Consider the following 19,513-nt stretch of genomic DNA (forward strand, 5'->3'; position numbering starts at 1 on the left):
CATAGAGTGAAAACTGGGGCAACGTTAGCCGCCCGAACTTAAACGAATCCTCAACAGGCTGGACTGGAGGGCATTCCAGTCGGCGTTAACCGCACTAATTAACTCTATTCGGCTGTCAGGCGGCGCCACATTTTGCGTTTCAATAAAGAAATCATCACCCTGACGGTTAATTCGCACCAGCCCGTCTGGCGTGCGCATGATCCCTTTCACGCGATCGACGGGAGCAAGTCGGGCCCACTCCAGGATCCCGATGGTGTCGAAAACGGTTTCAGCATCAAATATCCATCCGCAGGCCTGATATCCCTGGCCGCTGTTCAGGTTACGACGCCAGCGCTGATGTTCCGGCAGGCTGAGCGCGGCTAAACCCTGTTTCACCGGATGATGATGTTGATGTTCCGCACTGGCCGGAAGTTCAGCCATGTTCAGACGAGGAAGGTCAAGCAGGGCGCTATCAATATTCCCCTGGGTGGTCTGCACCCGCGTGCGGTTGCCGCCGAAATGTTGCCACCACGCGTCCAGCGCGGCCTGGCTTTCAGCCGTGGCGCGATCTGCTTTATTCGCGACAATAACGTCAGCTGAGGCGAGCTGATCGCGGAAATTCTCATTGGCCACCGCCTTGTCATCCAGAAGCTGACGCGGATCGAGCAGACACAGGGTGGCGCGCAGGTCGATCCACGGCTCGTAAACCGGGGCGGTCAGTAAATCGAGGATCTGCTTCGGATGGCCCAGCCCGGTGGGCTCAATCAGCAGGCGGTCGGGTTTGCCCTGACGCAGCAGCGTATTGAGCCCGACCTGCATCGGCAGGCCATTGACGCAGCACATGCACCCGCCGGGGATCTCTTTAATCATCGCGCCGCTGGATGACAGTAACGCGCCGTCAATGCCTACCTCGCCAAATTCATTGACCAGCACGGCCCATTTCTCGGCAGGATCTTTATTCGCCAGCAGGTGGAGAATTGAGGTGGTTTTACCGCTGCCGAGAAAACCGGTGATGAGGTTGGTTTTGGTCACGTGCGCTCCAGATGAGGATTGTGATGCTATAACACTAATCTCTCTATCCTGGCGAAAAACGTGACCGGTGAGAAGGGGGAGGGCGAACGGAGGCTTCATCCGTTCGCGTTAAGCGCAATAATCGTTAAATATTTAACGTCTCGATAACAGCCTGACGCGCGCCGTGGCGGGTGATGCGCTGGTATGCCTGGCTGACAGCCTCCACAAACGCGCTGTTTTGCGCGAGATCGTGACCAAAGACCTCGCTCAGCCCCAGCAGGGCGTTTACGCGGTCGGCGTCGCTGCTGGCATTGACCATCGTGCTAATTTTATCGCTGAGGGGATCGCGAACATCAATCGCATTGCCACGGTCGTCGGTACCGCTGACGTAGCGTATCCAGCCGGCCACGCCCAGAGCCAGCAGCGACCACGGTGTTTTTCGCTCGAGATGAACGCGGATCCCGTCCAGCATTCTTTGCGGAAGCTTCTGGCTACCGTCCATCGCGATTTGCCAGGTCCGATGCTGGAGTGCCGGGTTGGCAAAGCGCTCGAGCAGGCTATCGGCGTAGGCGGTGAGGTCGACATCCTTAATGCGTAATGTGGGCGCCTGCTCGTCCAGCATCAGCCGACGGGCAGCTTCGCGGAACGCAGCGTCCTCCATGCATTCATTAATATGGGCATAGCCCGCGAGGTACCCCAGATACGCCAGGAAAGAGTGGCTGCCGTTGAGCATGCGCAATTTCATCTGCTCCCAGGGCAGAACATCCTGCACCATCTGAACGCCCGCGACTTCCCACTCCGGACGGCCGGCAACAAAATTATCTTCCACCACCCACTGAATAAACGGTTCACAGCTGATGGCGCACGGATCTTCAACGCAGAGCGCGTCGGTGATTTCCGCCAGCGAGGCGTCCGTCGCGGCGGGAACAATTCTGTCGACCATCGTCCCCGGGAAGCTCACGTGGCTGTCAATCCATTCAGACAGCGCTGCGGAACGCTTTTGCGCCATGCCCAGCACCGCGTTTTTCACCACGTGCCCGTTATCAGGGATATTGTCGCAGGAGAGCACGGTAAACGCAGGCAACCCACGCTCGCGGCGGCGGTGGAGCGCTTCGACCAGGATCCCGGGTGCGGAATGCGGCTCTGAGGGGTTTTCAAGGTCATGGATTATCCGGGCGTTGTGCAGATCGAGTTTCCCGGTAGCGGGATCGATGCAATAGCCTTTCTCCGTGATGGTGAGCGACACAATTGCGACCTGAGGCTCGCAAAATTTCTCAATAATGGCGGGCAGAGAGTCCAGCTTTGCGTTAAGGCATTCATGGACGGCACCGACGATAATCGCCTCATTGCCTTCTGCCCCTTTCTCCAGCACGGTGAACAGATGATCCTGCGCGCGCAGCTGGCTCATCAGCACGTCGCCGCTGAAAAGGCTAATCTCACAAATACCCCAGTCGCCGCCTTTTTCATTAAGCACCCGGTTTGTTAATAATGCCTGGTGCGCACGGTGAAACGCGCCAAAGCCAAAATGGACGATGCGGGAGCGCAGTTGCTGACGATCGTAGCGAGGCTGCTGAACCTGGGCAGGAAGGGCGGTGGAGGCAATTGTCTTCATGAGATACACACCTGATTAACCATTAATTAACAATGCCAGTGTAAAGTTATATGACAGCAAATAAAATTGGTGAGCCGTAAATATCCCCGTTCTGTGAGTTTGATCAATCAATGTGTGGCGGTATGTTGACCCTTAGCGGTAAACATGTATGGTAGTCGTCATTGCAGTAACGCATATTGGTATAACAACTTAAGAGGGTGAGGCAATGGAACAAACCTGGCGTTGGTACGGGCCGAACGATCCGGTTTCTCTTGATGATGTGCGCCAGGCAGGCGCAACGGGTGTCGTCACGGCGCTGCATCATATTCCTAACGGTCAGGTATGGCCGGCTGAAGAAATTCAACAGCGTCAGGCGCTGCTGGCGGAGAAGGGGTTAACCTGGTCTGTAGTAGAGAGCATCCCGGTTCACGAAGACATCAAAACCCATTCCGGGGACTACCAGACCTGGATTGCTAACTATCAGCAGAGCATTCGCAACCTGGCGGCCTGCGGCATTGATACGGTTTGCTATAACTTCATGCCTATCCTCGACTGGACGCGTACCGACCTTGAATATCAGATGCCGGACGGCTCGAAAGCCCTGCGTTTCGACCAGATCGCCTTCGCGGCGTTTGAGCTGCACATTCTGAAACGCCCTGGCGCCGAAGCGGATTACACCGCGGAAGAGCAGCAGCAGGCGCTTGCGTGGTTTAACGCCGCCAGTGATGCAGACATCGAAAAGCTGACCCGTAATATCATTGCGGGCCTGCCGGGCGCGGAAGAGGGGTATACCCTGGATCAGTTCCGCGCGCGCCTGGCGGAATATGGCAATATTGATAAGCAGCAGCTGCGTGAAAACATGGCGTATTTCCTGCGCGCTATCGTGCCGGTTGCTGAAGAAGCTGGTGTGCGTCTGGCGGTGCACCCGGACGATCCACCGCGTCCTATACTCGGCCTGCCGCGCATTGTTTCCACTATTGAAGATATGCAGTGGCTGAAAGAGACGGTAAACAGCATCTATAACGGCTTCACCATGTGTACCGGCTCCTACGGCGTGCGTGCGGATAACGACCTGGTGCGGATGATTGAAACCTTTGGCGATCGCATTCATTTTACGCACTTGCGTGCGACCTGCCGTGAAGAGAACCCAAAAACCTTCCACGAGGCGGCGCACCTGGGCGGCGATGTGAACATGGTAGCGGTGGTAGACGCCATTCTGGCGGAAGAGGCGCGTCGCAAGCAGGCGGGCGATGTGCGTCCTATCCCGTTCCGTCCGGATCACGGCCACCAGATGCTGGACGATCTGCGTAAGAAAACCAACCCGGGCTATTCGGCGATTGGCCGGCTTAAAGGGATGGCGGAAGTGCGCGGCGTTGAGCTGGCGCTGAAGATGACGAAGTATCCGGAGCTTCTGTAAGCGCTGTTGCCCGGTGGCGCTACGCTTACCGGGCCTACACAAAAACCGGCCTGAGAGCCGGTTTTTGTGTTTTTGTCGGTCGGGCAAGGCTAAGCCGCCACCCGACAAACACCGCAATCAGTCGGCGCGACCCATATAGCGTTTTTCTTCGATATGGATGCGGATCTTCTCGCCAGCGGAGAGGTATTCCGGCACCTGCACAACCAGGCCGGTGGTCAGGGTAGCCGGTTTGTTGCGCGCACTTGCGGATGCGCCTTTGATGCCGGGTGCGGTTTCCACGATTTCCAGATCGACGGTCTGAGGCAGCTCCAGCGCCAGCAGCACGCCGTCCCAGGTCAGAACCTGCATGTCAGGCATGCCGCCTTCAGGGATGAACAGCAGCTCTTCCTCAATCTGGTCTTTGGTAAAGATGTACGGGGTGTAATCTTCTTTGTCCATGAACACGTATTCGTTGCCGTCGATGTAGGAGAAATCAACGTAGCGACGGGTCAGGGTCACGGTATCGACGATATCGTCACCTTTAAAGCGCTCTTCCACCTTCAGGCCGGTACGCACATCGGCGAAACGCATTTTATACAGCGTTGCTGCACCACGGGCGCTGGGTGCCTGAATGTCGATATCTTTCACAATCAGCAGTTTGCCGTTGTAATTCAGCACCATACCTTTCTTAATTTCGTTCGCTCTTGGCATTGCAGTAATCCTGTTTACGGGAGGTAAAAAATATCGCGCCAAATTACTCGCGCGCGGCCTTTCAGGCAAGAGGAATTCGTGGCTTTTGCTATCAATACGCAAAAGGTGTTACTGTGCGCGCGATGCCCGACTGCGCGGGCGATCGTCAGCGAAAGAGAGCATTTATGGATTGCCGTCCCGATTGTGGCGCGTGCTGTACTGCACCGTCCATTTCAAGCCCCATTCCAGGAATGCCGGAGGGCAAGCCTGCCAATACTCGCTGCGTTCAGCTCTCGGAAACGAACCTGTGCATGATCTTTGGCTCACCGCTGCGCCCGAAAGTCTGCTCCGGGCTTCAGCCCACTGCCGAAATGTGTGGCAGCACGCGAGGGCAGGCGATGACGTACCTTCTTGAGCTGGAAGCGCTCACCGCGCCCTAAACGTCTTTAATCCTCGCCAGACAGCCGATCGTCAGCGTGCACATCACCAGCGCAATCCAGAACACCGTGTGATAGTTCCAGATTTCGGCAACGACACCGGCCATTGAGCCCGCGATAATCCAGCCCACGCGGGTGGTATTAGTATAAAGGGTGGTGGCAGAGCCTGCCTGGCCCGGCATCAGATCCTGGAAATAGAGCATCCCTATCCCGGCGAGAATGCCTATATAAATGGCGTTCAGCAGCTGTAAAGCCAGCAACAGCCCCGGCGTATGTACCGTCAGCATACCGATATAAAACAGCAGACCGGCGATGGCGGCGATGCGCATTAAAAAACGCTTTCCGAAGCGCTTTGCGTAATAGCCCGCAATGAGCATCGTCGGGATCTCAAGCCCGGCTGCGGTGCCCATCATGATGCCCGCCAGCTTCTCCGACAGGTGCAGTTCATCAATAATAAACAGCGGCATATTGATGATATACAGGCTGTTGGTGCCCCACATCAGCGTGCAGATAACAAACAGGAGCAGGGCATCGCGGCGGTTGCGTCGCGGCGCTTCCAGCACGCCCGTTGCTACTTTTGGCTCTTTGCGCATGGACGGCAGGAAGAACCACACCAGCGCGCCGCACACCACAAACGCGACGGCCGCGCTCAGGTACATCACCGTAAAGCCAAAACCCATCGCCAGCGCGTAGGCTAGCGGCGGGCCAATCACCCATGCCAGCGACACCTGAGCACGCAGGACAGAGCTGAACATCACCGCTTCACGTCCGGTATGGTCCGCGTGTTCGCGGGCAAGGGCGAACAGCTGAGGGTTCGCCGTTGAGCCAAAGCTGCTCAGGAATACCCCGACGAAGAGCAGAATGAAATAGTTGCGGTTCCAGGCAAACAGAACGCAGGCCATGACCCCCAGCAGACAGCAGAAAACGATCAGGCTTTTACGATCGCCTTTTCTGTCGGATCGTCCCGCCAGAAACTGGCTGACCATGATGCCGATGATGGCGCTCCCGGTAAAAAAGAAGCCGACCATTGCCGGGCGGACGTGAACCTCATTTGTCAGAAATAGGCTCAATGTTGGCGTCTGTAACGCACCGGCAATGCCCGTGAAGAAGGCAACAACCAGGAATGCCGCTGAGGTCAAATCAAAGGGCTTCGGCGAGACGGCCGCAGGGGTGTTATGCATGTTTTATAATTAGCGAGTAGCAGAGAGGGGCGGAGTTTACGCCGTCAGCTAAAAAATAAACAGTGGGTGCGGTCAATGATGCCACGAAAAATCAAAATGGCATTTCAACTTCCGTCCCACCCGGCTGACCTTAGCTGAAACTTTCTTGCTGAACTTCAGCAAAATTCAGCTGAACGAAGAAGAAATGTGCTGTATCTCTAAATTCTGATATCGCAAATACGAGTTTACTTGCAAGACATTGCAGAAAGCGCAAGACTTTTTGAAACGTTTCAGCGCTATCTTGTTTTAACAAACGGAGCAGGCTAGCGCATTTTTTCTCATTAAAGCTGAAACGATTCAAGTTCAGCAGGAGTGGAGAACCATGTTCCAGTTATCTGTTCAGGATATCCACCCGGGCGCTCAGGCCGGGGATAAAGAAGAGGCTATTCGCCAGGTTGCCGCTGCGCTTGTGCAGGCGGGTAACGTCGCGGACGGCTATGTAAACGGCATGCTGGCCCGCGAGCAGCAGACCTCAACCTTCCTCGGCAATGGCATTGCCATTCCGCACGGCACAACCGACACCCGCGATCAGGTGCTGAAAACCGGCGTTCAGGTTTATCAGTTCCCGCAGGGCGTGCTCTGGGGCGACGGTCAGGTGGCGTATGTGGCTATCGGTATCGCGGCCAGCAGCGACGAACACTTAGGTCTGCTGCGTCAGCTGACGCATGTCCTGAGCGATGACGATGTGGCTGAACAGCTGAAGTCCGCGACCACAGCTGAAGAGCTGCGCGCCCTGCTGATGGGCGAAAAACAGAGCGAAGCGCTGAAGCTGGATAACGAAACGCTGACGCTGGACGTGGTTGCCTCCGATCTGGTAACGCTGCAGGCGCTTAACGCGGGTCGTCTGAAAGAAGCCGGCGCGGCGGATGCCACGTTTGTGACGCGCGTGATTAACGATAAGCCGTTGAATCTTGGTCAGGGTATCTGGCTGAACGACAGTGCTGAAGGCAACCTGCGCAGCGCTATCGCCGTGAGCCGCGCGGCTAATGCGTTTGACGTGGAAGGCGAGCGTGCGGCCATGCTGGTGACCGTGGCGATGAACGATGAGCAGCCGGTTTCCGTGCTCAAGCGTCTTGGCGATCTGCTGCTGAACAACCAAGCTGAAAAACTGCTGAACGCTGATGCCTCTACCGTGCTGGCACTGCTGACCAGTGATGATGCGCCGACCGAAGACGTGCAGACCGCGGAGTTCGTGGTACGCAACGAGCACGGCCTGCATGCCCGTCCGGGCACCATGCTGGTGAATACCATTAAACAATTCGAGAGTGAGATCACCGTGGCGAATCTTGATGGCACGGGCAAACCGGCCAACGGCCGTAGTCTGATGAAAGTTGTCGCGCTGGGCGTGAAGAAAGGCCACCGTCTGCGTTTCACCGCGCAGGGTGCTGATGCTGAACAGGCGCTGAAAGCGATTGGCGACGCCATCGCGGCAGGTCTGGGGGAGGGCGCATAATGAGCAGACGTGTTGCGACTATTACGCTGAACCCGGCTTATGACCTGGTAGGATTTTGCCCGGAAATTGAGCGCGGCGAAGTCAACCTCGTGCGTACCACCGGCCTGCATGCTGCGGGCAAAGGGATTAACGTCGCGAAAGTGCTCAAGGATCTCGGTATCGACGTCACCGTGGGTGGATTCCTCGGTAAAGATAACCAGGATGGTTTCCAGCAGCTGTTCAGCGAGCTGGGCATTGCCAACCGTTTTCAGGTTGTTCAGGGCCGTACCCGCATCAACGTCAAGCTGACGGAGAAAGACGGTGAAGTGACCGATCTTAACTTCTCTGGCTTCGAAGTGACGCCGTCTGACTGGGAGCGTTTTGTTAACGACTCTCTGACCTGGCTTGGTCAGTTTGACATGGTCTGCGTCAGCGGCAGCCTGCCGTCCGGCGTGAGCCCGGAAGCGTTTACCGACTGGATGACGCGCCTGCGCAGCCAGTGCCCGTGCATTATTTTTGACAGCAGCCGCGACGCGCTGGTTGCCGGTCTGAAAGCCTCACCGTGGCTGGTGAAGCCGAATCGCCGCGAGCTGGAGATCTGGGCGGGTCGTAAGCTGCCGGAATTAAAAGATGTGATTGACGCTGCCCATGCGCTGCGCGAGCAGGGTATCGCTCACGTGGTTATCTCGCTTGGTGCAGAAGGAGCGTTGTGGGTTAACGCTTCTGGCGAATGGATCGCCAAACCGCCGTCGGTTGACGTTGTCAGCACCGTTGGCGCAGGGGATTCCATGGTTGGCGGCCTGATTTATGGTCTGCTGATGCGTGAATCCAGTGAACATACTTTACGTCTTGCCACTGCCGTTGCTGCCCTGGCCGTAAGCCAGAGCAATGTCGGTATTACCGATCGTACCCAGTTAGCCGCGATGATGGCGCGCGTTGACTTAAAACCTTTTAACTAACAGCAGGAGAGGAATAATGAAAACGCTGCTGATCATTGACTCCGGTCTCGGACAGGCTCGCGCCTATATGGCGAAGACCTTGCTGGGAGCGGCGGCGAACAAAGCACATCTTGAGATCATTGATAACCCGGGCGATGCCGAACTGGTCATTGTCCTGGGCGACAACATCCCGGCTGACAGTGCGCTGAACGGCAAAAAAGTGTGGCTGGGCGATATTAATCGCGCGGTGGCACATCCGGAACTGTTCCTGAGCGAAGCGAAAGGGCACGCGTCTGTCTACAGCGCGCCTGTCGCGACGGCACCGGCTGCGGCCACGGGTCCGAAACGCGTTGTTGCGGTGACGGCCTGCCCGACGGGCGTGGCTCACACCTTTATGGCGGCTGAGGCCATTGAAACCGAAGCGAAAAAACGCGGCTGGTGGGTTAAAGTTGAAACGCGCGGCTCCGTCGGTGCCGGCAACGCTATCACCCCTGAAGAAGTGGCTGAGGCCGATCTGGTGATTGTGGCGGCGGATATCGAAGTGGACCTGGCGAAATTTGCCGGTAAGCCAATGTACCGCACGTCTACCGGCCTGGCGCTGAAAAAGACCGCGCAGGAGTTTGATAAAGCGCTGGTGGAAGCGAAGCCGTATCAGGCAACCGGCGCGCGTCAAACCGCGACGGAAGGTAAGAAAGAGTCTGCAGGCGCTTATCGCCATCTGTTGACCGGTGTGTCTTACATGCTGCCGATGGTGGTTGCGGGTGGTCTGTGTATCGCCCTCTCGTTCGCATTTGGTATTACCGCGTTTAAAGAGCAAGGCACGCTGGCCGCTGCGTTAATGCAGATTGGCGGCGGATCCGCGTTCGCACTGATGGTCCCCGTTCTGGCAGGCTTTATTGCCTTCTCCATTGCTGACCGTCCTGGCCTGACGCCGGGCCTTATCGGCGGTATGCTGGCCGTGAGCACCGGTTCTGGCTTTATCGGCGGTATTATTGCGGGCTTCCTGGCCGGTTACGTCGCGAAGCTCATCAGCTCGAAGCTCAAGCTGCCGCAGAGTATGGAAGCGCTGAAACCGATTCTGATCATCCCGCTGATTTCCAGCCTGGTGGTCGGTCTGGCGATGATTTACCTGATTGGTAAGCCGGTTGCGGGCATCCTGGCGGGTCTGACCCACTGGCTGCAAACCATGGGTACCGCGAACGCGGTTCTGCTGGGCGCAATTCTCGGCGGCATGATGTGTACCGACATGGGTGGTCCGGTGAACAAAGCGGCGTACGCCTTTGGTGTTGGCCTGCTGAGTACCCAGACCTACGCACCGATGGCAGCGATCATGGCGGCAGGTATGGTGCCTCCTCTGGCGCTCGGCCTGGCGACGATTATTGCCCGTCGTAAGTTCGATAAAGCACAGCAGGAAGGCGGTAAAGCGGCGCTGGTTCTGGGCTTGTGCTTCATCACCGAAGGGGCGATTCCGTTCGCAGCACGTGACCCAATGCGTGTACTGCCGTGCTGTATCGCGGGTGGGGCTGTGACCGGGGCGATCTCCATGGCGATTGGCGCGAAGCTGATGGCACCACACGGCGGTCTGTTCGTGCTGCTTATCCCTGGCGCCATCACGCCGGTGCTGGGCTACCTGCTGGCCATCGTTGCCGGTACGCTGGTGGCGGGTCTGTCATACGCGGTGCTGAAACGTCCTGAAGCGGAAGTCGTGGCGAAAGCAGCGTAAGCGATAAACCACAAAAAAGCCGGGTTGCATTATGCACCCGGCTTTTTTTATGCCGCCTGTTCAGCGGTTTGCTGTGCCTTCAGCCAGGCAATCTCTTCTGCCCAGATGTCCGGATTAATGGTTTCCAGCACCATCGGAATACCGTCGAAGCGGGCGTCCTGCATAATGAAGCGGAACGCATCGTGGCCAATGTTGCCTTCACCCAGGCTGTGGTGGCGGTCAACGCGGCTGCCAAAGGCGCTTTTCGCATCGTTTAAGTGCATTCCGCGCAGGTACTTAAAGCCAACAATGCGCTCGAACTCATCGAACGTGTTTTTCGTTGCCTCGGTTGTACGCAGGTCATAGCCGGCGGCAAACGCGTGGCAGGTATCAATGCACACGCCAACGCGGGATTTATCCTCCACGCCGTCGATGATCGCCGCCAGATGTTCAAACCTAAAGCCGAGATTGCTGCCCTGACCGGCGGTATTCTCTATTACCGCGGTGACGCCTTTGGTCTTGTCCAGCGTGATGTTAATGGATTCGGCAATGCGCGCCAGGCAGGCATCTTCATCGATTTGCATCAGATGGCTGCCCGGATGGAAGTTCAGCAGCGTCAGCCCTAGCTGTTCGCAGCGCTGTACTTCATCAAGAAACGCCTCGCGAGATTTTTCCAGCGCCTCTTCAACCGGGTGACCGAGGTTGATCAGGTAGCTGTCGTGGGGAAGGATCTGGCCTGGCCCGTAGTGGTACTTCTCACAGGCGGCTTTGAAATCATCAATCACGTCAGCGGTGAGCGGCGCGGCGCGCCACTGGCGCTGGTTTTTGGTGAACAGGGCGAAAGCGGTCGCCTCGATTTCGGCGGCGCGAATGGCGGCATTCGCAAGGCCACCTGCAGCGCTGACGTGCGCTCCAACATATTTCATAAAAAAACTCCTGCTAACCCGAAACGCTTATGATAGCGGGTTAGCAGGAGAAGGACGAAATGGTTTATGCCATCAGGCTATGGACCGCGAGGTTAATCGCACCGCCCCCGACAATCAGCCAGATGAAGAGCACCAGCGCCATCAGCAGCGGTTTGGCACCGGCTTTTTTCAGCGCGCTGACGTGTGTGGTGACCCCCAGCGCCGCCATGGCCATCGCCAGCAGCACGGTATCCAGCGTCACCAGCATATCCACCACCGCTTTCGGCAGCAGGTGGAAGGAGTTAAAGATAGCGACCACGATGAACAGGATCGCAAACCACGGAATGGTGATTTTGCTTTTCTCGCTGCCGCCTGCCGGTGCTAGCTGCTTAACCCGCGCCGCGAGGAAAATCAGGAACGGCGCCAGCATCATTACGCGCAGCATTTTGGCAATCACCGCCGCGTTTTCGGCTTCCGGGTTAATGGCATGTCCTGCCGCCACCACCTGGGCCACTTCGTGCATGGTCGAACCGATATAGATGCCGTAGGTTTCCGGGCTGAACCAGTGGGCCACCAGCAGATACATGGCCGGGTAGAGGAAGATTGCCAGCGTACCGAAGATCACCACCGTCGCCACCGCCACGGTCACCTTGCTGGCTTCGGCTTTAACGACGGGCTCTGTTGCCAGCACCGCCGCGGCCCCACAGATACTGCTCCCGGCACCGATCAGCCAGCTGGTTTGCTTATCCAGGCCAAATATTTTCTGGCCAATAAAGCAGGCCAGCAAAAAGGTGCTGGTCAGGGTCAGGACGTCGATAGCGATTCCGCTCACGCCCACGTCCGCAATCTGCGAAAAGGTGAGACGGAAGCCGTAAAGGATGATCCCGAGACGCAGCAGGTGCTGTTTGGCAAAGATCACGCCGCCGTCGCAGGATTTCCAGATGTGCGGGTAAACGGTATTTCCCACGACCATGCCCAGCAAAATGGCCAGCGTCAACGCGCTAAAACCTGCGCCCGCGATAGCCGGGATGCTGCCGCCCCATAGCGCTACGGCGGTCACTGCTGCGCTAAGCGCGAGACCCGGCACGAAGTGCCACACTGTACGATGATGTTGTAAGGTGATTTCTGACATAACCTTCTCCTTTGTCTGGCTAAAGGTTACGGTGCTCTGGCTTAAAAATAAAATTGATTATATACTTATAATCAATCTATATAAGTGGTAAGCAACCATGCACATTACATTGCGTCAGCTGGAAGTGTTTGCCGAGGTGCTGAAAAGCGGCTCGACGACCCAGGCGTCACAAATGCTGGCGCTCTCGCAGTCTGCGGTCAGCGCGGCGTTGACCGATCTTGAAGGGCAGCTGGGCGTGCAGCTGTTCGACAGGGTAGGGAAGAGACTAGTGGTCAACGAGCACGGTCGTCTTCTTTATCCACGCGCGCTGGCGCTGCTGGAGCAGGCTATCGAAATCGAGCAGCTGTTCCGCGAAGACAACGGCGCGATCCGCGTCTACGCCAGCAGCACCATTGGGAACTACATTCTGCCGGAAGTGATTGCCCGCTACCGCCGGGATTTCCCGACCCTGCCGCTGGAGATGAGCGTGGGTAACAGCCAGGACGTTATCAACGCGGTGATTGATTTCCGCGTGGATATCGGCCTCATCGAAGGACCCTGCCATAACGTCGATATCATTGCCGAGCCCTGGCTGGAGGATGAGCTGGTGGTGTTTGCGTCCCCGGCTTCGTCGTTATTGCAGGGCGAGGTGACGCTGGAGCGCCTGGCGCAGGCGCAGTGGATCCTGCGCGAGCAGGGCTCCGGCACGCGTGAAATTGTCGATTATCTGCTGCTTTCCCATCTGCCGCATTTCCAGTTAGGGATGGAGCTTGGGAACTCTGAGGCTATCAAGCACGCGGTGCGTCATGGCCTGGGGATCAGCTGTCTTTCCCGGCGCGTCATTGCCGAACAGCTTGAGACGGGGTCGCTGGTTGAAATCCCGGTTCCGTTGCCGAAACTGGTGCGCACGCTATGGTGCATCCATCACCGTCAGAAACACCTTTCCAGCTCTCTGCAGCGTTTTCTGCGCTACTGCGCCATTTAACGTTTCCCGGTGGCGCTTCGCTTACCGGGGCTACGCGCGCCTGTCACCCCACGTTTTTATGCTTTACTTATAATCCTGGCCGAGTCATGAAGCTCTCTTATAACTGAGTATTTCTGCCGGAAGGAACGCGGATCGTCTGCTACAATCGCGCCTCATTTATTAAATGGACAGCATTTTCATATGGTTTCAGAAATTAAAACCACAGAAGCGCCCACGCTACGTCGTGAACTCAAGGCGCGTCACCTGACGATGATCGCCATTGGCGGCTCAATCGGAACAGGTCTTTTCGTTGCCTCTGGCGCAACGATTTCGGCAGCCGGCCCGGGTGGGGCGCTCTTCTCTTATATCCTGATTGGCCTGATGGTGTACTTCCTGATGACCAGTCTCGGCGAACTGGCCGCGTACATGCCGGTATCCGGTTCGTTCTCGACCTACGGTCAAAAATACGTTGAAGAAGGCTTCGGCTTCGCGCTGGGCTGGAACTACTGGTACAACTGGGCGGTCACTATCGCCGTTGACCTTGTCGCCGCACAGCTGGTGATGAACTGGTGGTTCCCGGATACGCCGGGCTGGATCTGGAGCGCCCTGTTCCTGGCCGTCATCTTCCTGCTGAACTACATCTCCGTGCGCGGTTTCGGCGAAGCGGAATACTGGTTCTCTTTGATCAAAGTGGCAACCGTCATCATCTTTATCGTCGTCGGTGTGGCGATGATCGTTGGTATTTTCAAAGGCGCAGAACCTGCGGGCTGGAGTAACTGGGCGATAGGCGATGCGCCGTTTGCCGGTGGCCTTTCGGCGATGATTGGCGTGGCGATGATTGTCGGCTTCTCCTTCCAGGGGACCGAGCTGATTGGTATCGCCGCCGGTGAGTCAGAGAATCCGGAGAAAAATATTCCGCGTGCGGTCCGTCAGGTATTCTGGCGTATCCTGCTGTTCTATGTGTTCGCGATCCTGATTATCAGCCTGATCATCCCGTACACCGATCCAAGCCTGCTGCGTAATGACGTAAAAGACATTAGCGTCAGCCCGTTCACGCTGGTCTTCCAGCACGCCGGTCTGCTTTCGGCCGCGGCGGTGATGAACGCCGTTATCCTGACCGCAGTGCTTTCAGCCGGTAACTCCGGGATGTACGCGTCCACCCGTATGCTCTACACGCTGGCATGCGACGGTAAGGCGCCGCGTATCTTTGCGAAACTGTCCCGTGGCGGTGTGCCGCGTAACGCGCTGTACGCCACAACGGTGATTGCCGGTCTGTGCTTCCTGACCTCCATGTTTGGCAACCAGACGGTGTACCTGTGGCTGCTTAACACGTCCGGGATGACGGGCTTTATTGCCTGGCTGGGGATTGCTATTAGCCACTACCGTTTCCGCCGTGGTTTCGTCAAGCAGGGCCACGATATTAACTCGCTGCCGTATCGCTCCGGTTTCTTCCCGCTGGGTCCTATTTTCGCCTTCATTCTGTGCCTGATCATTACGCTGGGACAGAACTATGAAGCGTTCCTGGCGGACACCATTGACTGGGGCGCCGTGACGGCGACCTACATTGGTATTCCGCTGTTCCTCGTCATCTGGTTTGGCTACAAGCTGACGAAAGGAACAAAATTCGTTCGCTACAGTGAAATGGAATTCCCGGAACGATTTAAACAATAACCGCACTTCCTCTCTTTTAACCCGCTCAATCGAGCGGGTTTTTTTATTCCCGCATTCTGATACAAAGATATATTTCTTAACAATTTAATTGATAATAATTATCGTTTGCTTTATCGTTATCAAAAATAAGCGTGTCACCGACCCACCTCAGATGTGGGCGGCAAGGAAGACGCTGTGAGCAATGATGATTTGATTTAGTTGTATTTACCTCATGGAGATATGGAATGTTTAGGTTGAATCCCTTCGTCAGGGGAGGACTTTGTGCGTCCGCAATGTCCCTGGCCCTGCCTGTTATCGCAGCGGAATCCGGCGACACAATGGTTGTAACGGCCTCCGCGACCGAGCAAAACCTGAAAGACGCCCCGGCAAGCATCAGCGTGATTACCCAGGAAGATTTGCAGCGCAAACCCGTTCAGAATCTGAAAGATGTGTTACGGGAGGTGCCGGGCGTTCAGCTCACGAGCGAAGGGGACAACCGTAAAGGGGTAAGTATTCGTGGACTGGACAGCAGCTATACGCTGATCCTGATCGACGGCAAGCGCGTCAACTCGCGTAACGCGGTATTCCGCCATAATGATTTCGACCTCAACTGGGTGCCGGTTGACGCCATCGAACGAATCGAAGTGGTGCGCGGACCGATGTCTTCTCTTTACGGTTCCGATGCGCTGGGCGGCGTGGTGAACATTATCACCAAAAAAATCGGCCAGAAATGGACGGGCACCCTGAGCGCCGATTCCACGATTCAGGAGCACCGCGACCGTGGAGACACCTACAACGGTCAGTTCTATACCAGCGGTCCGCTGGTGGACGGCCTGCTGGGGCTGAAAGCCTACGGTAGCCTCGCGAAGCGTGAGAAAGACGGTCAGCAGAAGTCCTCTACCACGGCGAGTGGTGAAACGCCGCGCATTGAGGGCTTCACCAGCCGCGATGCGAATGTGGAGTTCGCCTGGACACCGTCTGAAAACCACGACTTTACGGCGGGCTACGGCTTCGACCGTCAGGATCGCGACTCGGATTCCCTCGATAAAAACCGCCTTGAGCGTCAGAACTACTCTCTCAGCCACAACGGCCGTTGGGGCGTCGGCAACAGCGAGCTGAAGGTTTACGGCGAAAAGGTGGATAACAAAAACCCGGGCAACAGCAATCCGATCACCTCCGAGAGCAACGCGGTGGACGGGAAATACGTGCTGCCTCTGGGCGAAATCAACCAGCTGCTGACCTTCGGCGGGGAATGGCGTCACGATAAGCTGAAGGATCCGGTCAACCTGACGGGCGGTTCCAGCAGCAGTACCTCGACAAGCCAGTATGCCCTGTTCCTTGAAGATGAGTGGCGTATCTTTGAACCTCTGGCGCTGACCACCGGCATCCGTATGGATGACCATGATACCTACGGCGACCACTGGAGCCCGCGAGCCTATCTGGTTTACAACGCGACCGATACCGTAACGGTGAAAGGGGGCTGGGCTACCGCGTTTAAAGCGCCGTCACTGCTCCAGCTGAGCCCGGACTGGGTCACCGGCTCGTGTCGCGGTGCCTGTGAGATTGTCGGTAACCCGGATCTAAAACCGGAAACCAGCGAAAGCTTTGAATTCGGTCTGTACTACAGCGGGGAAGAGGGCTGGTTAGAGGGCGTGCAGGCCAGCGTTACCACCTTCCAGAATAACGTGGATGATCGCATCAGCATCAGCCGTACGGCCAATGCGAAACAGGCGCAGGGCTACCCTAACTACGTTGGCCTGAATGCGGACGGTGAACCAATTTTCCGCTACTACAACGTTAACAAGGCGCGTATCCGCGGGGTGGAGACCGAGCTGAAACTCCCGCTGGCGGACGACTGGAAACTGACCCTGAACTACACCTACAACGACGGCCGTGACATCAGCAACGGCGGCAACAAGCCGCTGTCCGATCTGCCGTTCCACACCGCCAACGGTACCGTTGACTGGAAGGCGACGCAGGACTGGTCGTTCTACGTTCAGGGCAACTACACCGGTGAGAAACGCGCGCTGACCAGCAGTGCACCAACGCCGGGTGGCTATGTCATCTGGAATACCGGCGCCGCGTGGCAGGCGACGAAAAGCGTGAAGCTGCGCGCGGGCGTGCAGAACCTGCTGGATAAAGATCTGAGCCGTGACGATTACAGCTATACGGAAGACGGCCGTCGCTACTTTGTCGGTGTGGATTACAAGTTCTGATGCGGCCAGGGTAAAAGCAAAACGGCAACGTAAGTTGCCGTTTTTAGTATTTGTTCCCTCTCCCTGTGGGAGAGGGCCAGGGTGAGGGCATCAGAGCGCACACACTCGCACTTACCCAAACAAATGCTCCGCATGGAAGCGGAGATGATCCTCAATAAAGGACGCGATGAAGTAATAGCTGTGGTCATACCCCGGCTGAATGCGCAGCGTCAGCGGCCAGTCCTTCTGGCGTGCCGCTTCTGCGAGCACCGCAGGCTGTAGCTGCCCGGCGAGGAACTGATCCGCATCGCCCTGATCGACAAGCACCGGGATCGCATTTGCCGAGCTGCTGGCCAGCATCAGCGCACAGCTGTCCCATTCCTGCCATTTTGCTTCATCTTCACCCAGATAGTTCGTGAAGGCTTTCTGCCCCCACGGCACCTGCGTTGGGTTCACAATTGGCGCAAATGCCGACACGCTGACGTATTTTCCCGGATTTTTTAACGCCATGATCAGCGCCCCGTGACCGCCCATAGAGTGTCCGCTGATGGCGCAGCGGTCGCTTACCGCAAACCCGGACTGAATCAGCGCGGGCAGCTCGTCGCGAATGTAGTCATACATGCGGTAGTGGCCTGCCCACGGCTGCTCGGTCGCATTGAGATAAAACCCGGCGCCATTACCCAGGTCGTATCCTGCATCGTCGGCTACATCATCACCACGCGGGCTGGTATCAGGCATCACCAGCGCAATACCCAGCTCGGCGGCAAGTCGCTGCGCGCCCGCTTTGGTGGTGAAGTTTTCGTCGTTGCAGGTCAGGCCCGAAAGCCAGAACAGAACCGGCGGATTTTCCGTCGGCGGCAGGAAAATGCTGAACGTCATCGCACAGTTCAGGACGGTGGAGTCATGCCGCCAGCGCTGCTGTCGACCTTCAAAACAACGGTGCTCTTCGAGCAGTTCCATGCAGGGCTCCTTAATGAGAATGCGTATTCATAAAAACCATAATACAGTCTTTTCATTGACCTGTGAGTAACTTTCACTTTCGCCAGACGGCGAGATGCTGCATCATAAATTTACTTTTCTTTAACAATTGGAGCGGTCATGGCGCTGCGTATTGCGCTCAGTGGGTTTGTCGTTCTGGTGGTGGCGATGGGGATAGGGCGCTTTGCCTTTACGCCTCAGGTACCGCTCATGATTGCTGCCGGACAGCTTACGCTGACCAGCGCGGGTCTGGTGGCGGCGATGAATTATCTGGGCTATCTGGTGGGCGCATGGGATGCCATGCGCGCGCACCGCTTTGTGGAAACGCGCCTCTGGCTTGGCATCACCGGCGCGGTTGCGCTGACGCTGCTCTCCGCGGCGGCGGATAACGCCGTCGTGCACGGCCTGCTGCGCTTCGTGATTGGCTGCATGAGCGGCTGGTCGATGGTACTCATTGCCGCCTGGACCAACGAACGGCTGGGGCAGCTGGGTAAACCGGGCCTGAGCGCCGCCGTGTTTGCCGGGCCAGGGGCGGGCATTGCCCTGAGCGGGCTGCTCGCCGTCTATATCCAGGCGAAATCCCTTTCGGCCGGGGCGGCATGGCAAATCTACGGCGTGCTGGCGCTGGTGCTGATTGCGCTGGTGGCGCGCTACCTGCCGCGATCCGGGCAGCTCCATCGCCCCGGCACCGCGCCGGAGCCGCTGGTGCTGACGGCGGATTTAAAGCGCCTGGTCTGGAGCTACAGCCTGGCCGGGTTTGGCTATATCCTCCCGGCGACATTCCTGTCGCAAATGGCTGCGGTGCGTTTTCCCGGCAGCCTGTTCGCCCAGTTTGTCTGGCCGATTTTTGGTATCGCCGCCGTGGTGGGCATTGCGCTCAGTATTCTTTTACGCCACACCTCAACGGCGAACCGCAGGCTGGCTATCGTGCTGTGGTTACAGGGGGCTGGCGTGCTGGCGGCCTGGCTTCTGCCGGGGATTGGCGGTTTGCTGACGGGCGGGCTGCTGGTGGGCGGCGGTTTTTTGTGTGCCGTGCAGCTCTCTCTTTTATACGGCCGCGAGCTGGCGCCAAACCATACGCGCTATATGGCAGGCCTGCTCACCACCGGGTATGCGATTGGTCAATTGATTGGCCCGATGACCTCGGCGTTATCAACCTGGCTTACCCACCGGCTGGAGCCCGCGCTGGGGCTGGCGGGCGTTGCGCTGTTCGTCGGCGGAGCGCTGGTCTGGAATCGTCACGCTGAAAGGCAACAGCAATTGCAATAATTATCGTCGTGAATACTGGATTATGTGCGCCGCCTCACGCACAAT

Annotated in this window: 16 protein-coding genes; 9 read left to right on the plus strand and 7 right to left on the minus strand. The window is 57.2% G+C overall.

What is annotated here, in order from left to right:
* Positions 1-24: 24 nt before the first annotated feature.
* Positions 25-1,011 carry a CobW family GTP-binding protein gene (locus FOY96_RS06850; protein ID WP_045888641.1) on the minus strand — a complete coding sequence of 329 codons (987 nt, stop codon included), beginning with the start codon at positions 1,009-1,011 and terminating at the stop codon, positions 25-27.
* Between the two features lie 124 nt (positions 1,012-1,135).
* Entirely contained in the window at positions 1,136-2,602 is a 1,467-nt protein-coding gene (locus FOY96_RS06855; protein ID WP_143346728.1) for a mannitol dehydrogenase family protein, read from the minus strand.
* Between the two features lie 205 nt (positions 2,603-2,807).
* On the opposite strand from FOY96_RS06855, the gene uxuA reads away from it, so the two are divergent.
* Positions 2,808-3,998 (plus strand): mannonate dehydratase, encoded by a 1,191-nt coding sequence (gene uxuA / locus FOY96_RS06860; protein WP_143346729.1) that lies wholly within the window; start codon positions 2,808-2,810, stop codon positions 3,996-3,998.
* A gap of 117 nt (positions 3,999-4,115) precedes the next feature.
* On the opposite strand, the gene yeiP is transcribed toward uxuA, so the two are convergent.
* Positions 4,116-4,688 (minus strand): elongation factor P-like protein YeiP, encoded by a 573-nt coding sequence (yeiP, locus tag FOY96_RS06865; protein ID WP_008500940.1) that lies wholly within the window; start codon positions 4,686-4,688, stop codon positions 4,116-4,118.
* A 164-nt stretch (positions 4,689-4,852) separates the two neighbouring features.
* Between yeiP and FOY96_RS06870 the strand changes: the two genes are divergently transcribed.
* Positions 4,853-5,107, plus strand: a complete 255-nt coding sequence (locus FOY96_RS06870) for a YkgJ family cysteine cluster protein (protein WP_023312483.1) — start codon at positions 4,853-4,855, stop codon at positions 5,105-5,107.
* Here the strand turns inward: FOY96_RS06870 and setB are convergent.
* A complete protein-coding gene (gene setB / locus FOY96_RS06875; RefSeq protein ID WP_143346730.1) occupies positions 5,104-6,285 on the minus strand; it encodes a sugar efflux transporter SetB in 1,182 nt (393 codons plus the stop codon). The genes FOY96_RS06870 and setB overlap by 4 nt on opposite strands.
* A gap of 361 nt (positions 6,286-6,646) precedes the next feature.
* Between setB and fruB the strand changes: the two genes are divergently transcribed.
* Genes fruB through fruA form a run of 3 tightly spaced genes read left to right on the plus strand, consistent with a single transcriptional unit; the run spans position 6,647 to position 10,417 of the window.
* Positions 6,647-7,777 carry a fused PTS fructose transporter subunit IIA/HPr protein gene (gene fruB / locus FOY96_RS06880; protein ID WP_112778298.1) on the plus strand — a complete coding sequence of 377 codons (1,131 nt, stop codon included), beginning with the start codon at positions 6,647-6,649 and terminating at the stop codon, positions 7,775-7,777.
* Positions 7,777-8,715 carry a 1-phosphofructokinase gene (gene fruK / locus FOY96_RS06885; protein ID WP_014170919.1) on the plus strand — a complete coding sequence of 313 codons (939 nt, stop codon included), beginning with the start codon at positions 7,777-7,779 and terminating at the stop codon, positions 8,713-8,715. The genes fruB and fruK overlap by 1 nt, the downstream gene beginning before the upstream one ends.
* A gap of 16 nt (positions 8,716-8,731) precedes the next feature.
* Positions 8,732-10,417 (plus strand): PTS fructose transporter subunit IIBC, encoded by a 1,686-nt coding sequence (gene fruA, locus FOY96_RS06890; protein ID WP_087823036.1) that lies wholly within the window; start codon positions 8,732-8,734, stop codon positions 10,415-10,417.
* 47 nt (positions 10,418-10,464) lie between these two features.
* Here the strand turns inward: fruA and nfo are convergent, their stop codons facing one another.
* Positions 10,465-11,322: a deoxyribonuclease IV gene (nfo, locus tag FOY96_RS06895; protein WP_045354228.1), complete on the minus strand. Its 858-nt coding sequence runs from the start codon at positions 11,320-11,322 to the stop codon at positions 10,465-10,467.
* Between the two features lie 64 nt (positions 11,323-11,386).
* A complete protein-coding gene (locus FOY96_RS06900) occupies positions 11,387-12,433 on the minus strand; it encodes a YeiH family protein (RefSeq protein WP_143346731.1) in 1,047 nt (348 codons plus the stop codon).
* A gap of 97 nt (positions 12,434-12,530) precedes the next feature.
* Here FOY96_RS06900 and yieE point away from each other — a divergent pair, with 97 nt between their 5' ends.
* The 3 genes from yieE to cirA all read left to right on the plus strand — a co-directional run bounded on the left by yieE (position 12,531) and on the right by cirA (position 17,242).
* Complete coding sequence (gene yieE, locus FOY96_RS06905; protein ID WP_023312476.1) at positions 12,531-13,397, plus strand: DNA-binding transcriptional regulator YeiE; 867 nt, start codon at positions 12,531-12,533, stop codon at positions 13,395-13,397.
* 180 nt (positions 13,398-13,577) lie between these two features.
* The gene (locus FOY96_RS06910) at positions 13,578-15,047 is read left to right on the plus strand and encodes an amino acid permease (RefSeq protein ID WP_023336352.1); all 1,470 of its coding nucleotides are present in this window, start codon (positions 13,578-13,580) and stop codon (positions 15,045-15,047) included.
* 224 nt (positions 15,048-15,271) lie between these two features.
* Positions 15,272-17,242, plus strand: a complete 1,971-nt coding sequence (gene cirA, locus FOY96_RS06915) for a catecholate siderophore receptor CirA (RefSeq protein ID WP_058841517.1) — start codon at positions 15,272-15,274, stop codon at positions 17,240-17,242.
* A gap of 111 nt (positions 17,243-17,353) precedes the next feature.
* On the opposite strand, the gene fghA is transcribed toward cirA, so the two are convergent.
* On the minus strand, positions 17,354-18,181 hold the full coding sequence (gene fghA, locus FOY96_RS06920) for an S-formylglutathione hydrolase (RefSeq protein WP_143346732.1): 828 nt from the start codon (positions 18,179-18,181) through the stop codon (positions 17,354-17,356).
* Positions 18,182-18,319: 138 nt separating this feature from the next.
* Between fghA and FOY96_RS06925 the strand changes: the two genes are divergently transcribed.
* Positions 18,320-19,468, plus strand: a complete 1,149-nt coding sequence (locus FOY96_RS06925; RefSeq protein ID WP_039263162.1) for a YbfB/YjiJ family MFS transporter — start codon at positions 18,320-18,322, stop codon at positions 19,466-19,468.
* Positions 19,469-19,513 lie beyond the last annotated feature (45 nt).

Origin of the sequence: Enterobacter asburiae (assembly GCF_007035645.1) — a bacterium.
GTDB lineage: Bacteria > Pseudomonadota > Gammaproteobacteria > Enterobacterales > Enterobacteriaceae > Enterobacter > Enterobacter asburiae_B.

What these genes read in the sequence shown, in the direction of transcription:
- fghA (WP_143346732.1), bottom strand. Translation starts at nt 18,181, where the DNA reads ATGGAACTGCTCGAAGAGCACCGTTGTTTTGAAGGTCGACAGCAGCGC.
- setB (WP_143346730.1), bottom strand. Translation starts at nt 6,285, where the DNA reads ATGCATAACACCCCTGCGGCCGTCTCGCCGAAGCCCTTTGATTTGACC.
- FOY96_RS06925 (WP_039263162.1), top strand. Translation starts at nt 18,320, where the DNA reads ATGGCGCTGCGTATTGCGCTCAGTGGGTTTGTCGTTCTGGTGGTGGCG.
- FOY96_RS06855 (WP_143346728.1), bottom strand. Translation starts at nt 2,602, where the DNA reads ATGAAGACAATTGCCTCCACCGCCCTTCCTGCCCAGGTTCAGCAGCCT.
- fruB (WP_112778298.1), top strand. Translation starts at nt 6,647, where the DNA reads ATGTTCCAGTTATCTGTTCAGGATATCCACCCGGGCGCTCAGGCCGGG.
- fruK (WP_014170919.1), top strand. Translation starts at nt 7,777, where the DNA reads ATGAGCAGACGTGTTGCGACTATTACGCTGAACCCGGCTTATGACCTG.
- cirA (WP_058841517.1), top strand. Translation starts at nt 15,272, where the DNA reads ATGTTTAGGTTGAATCCCTTCGTCAGGGGAGGACTTTGTGCGTCCGCA.
- FOY96_RS06900 (WP_143346731.1), bottom strand. Translation starts at nt 12,433, where the DNA reads ATGTCAGAAATCACCTTACAACATCATCGTACAGTGTGGCACTTCGTG.
- FOY96_RS06870 (WP_023312483.1), top strand. Translation starts at nt 4,853, where the DNA reads ATGGATTGCCGTCCCGATTGTGGCGCGTGCTGTACTGCACCGTCCATT.
- FOY96_RS06910 (WP_023336352.1), top strand. Translation starts at nt 13,578, where the DNA reads ATGGTTTCAGAAATTAAAACCACAGAAGCGCCCACGCTACGTCGTGAA.
- fruA (WP_087823036.1), top strand. Translation starts at nt 8,732, where the DNA reads ATGAAAACGCTGCTGATCATTGACTCCGGTCTCGGACAGGCTCGCGCC.
- yieE (WP_023312476.1), top strand. Translation starts at nt 12,531, where the DNA reads ATGCACATTACATTGCGTCAGCTGGAAGTGTTTGCCGAGGTGCTGAAA.
- yeiP (WP_008500940.1), bottom strand. Translation starts at nt 4,688, where the DNA reads ATGCCAAGAGCGAACGAAATTAAGAAAGGTATGGTGCTGAATTACAAC.
- nfo (WP_045354228.1), bottom strand. Translation starts at nt 11,322, where the DNA reads ATGAAATATGTTGGAGCGCACGTCAGCGCTGCAGGTGGCCTTGCGAAT.
- uxuA (WP_143346729.1), top strand. Translation starts at nt 2,808, where the DNA reads ATGGAACAAACCTGGCGTTGGTACGGGCCGAACGATCCGGTTTCTCTT.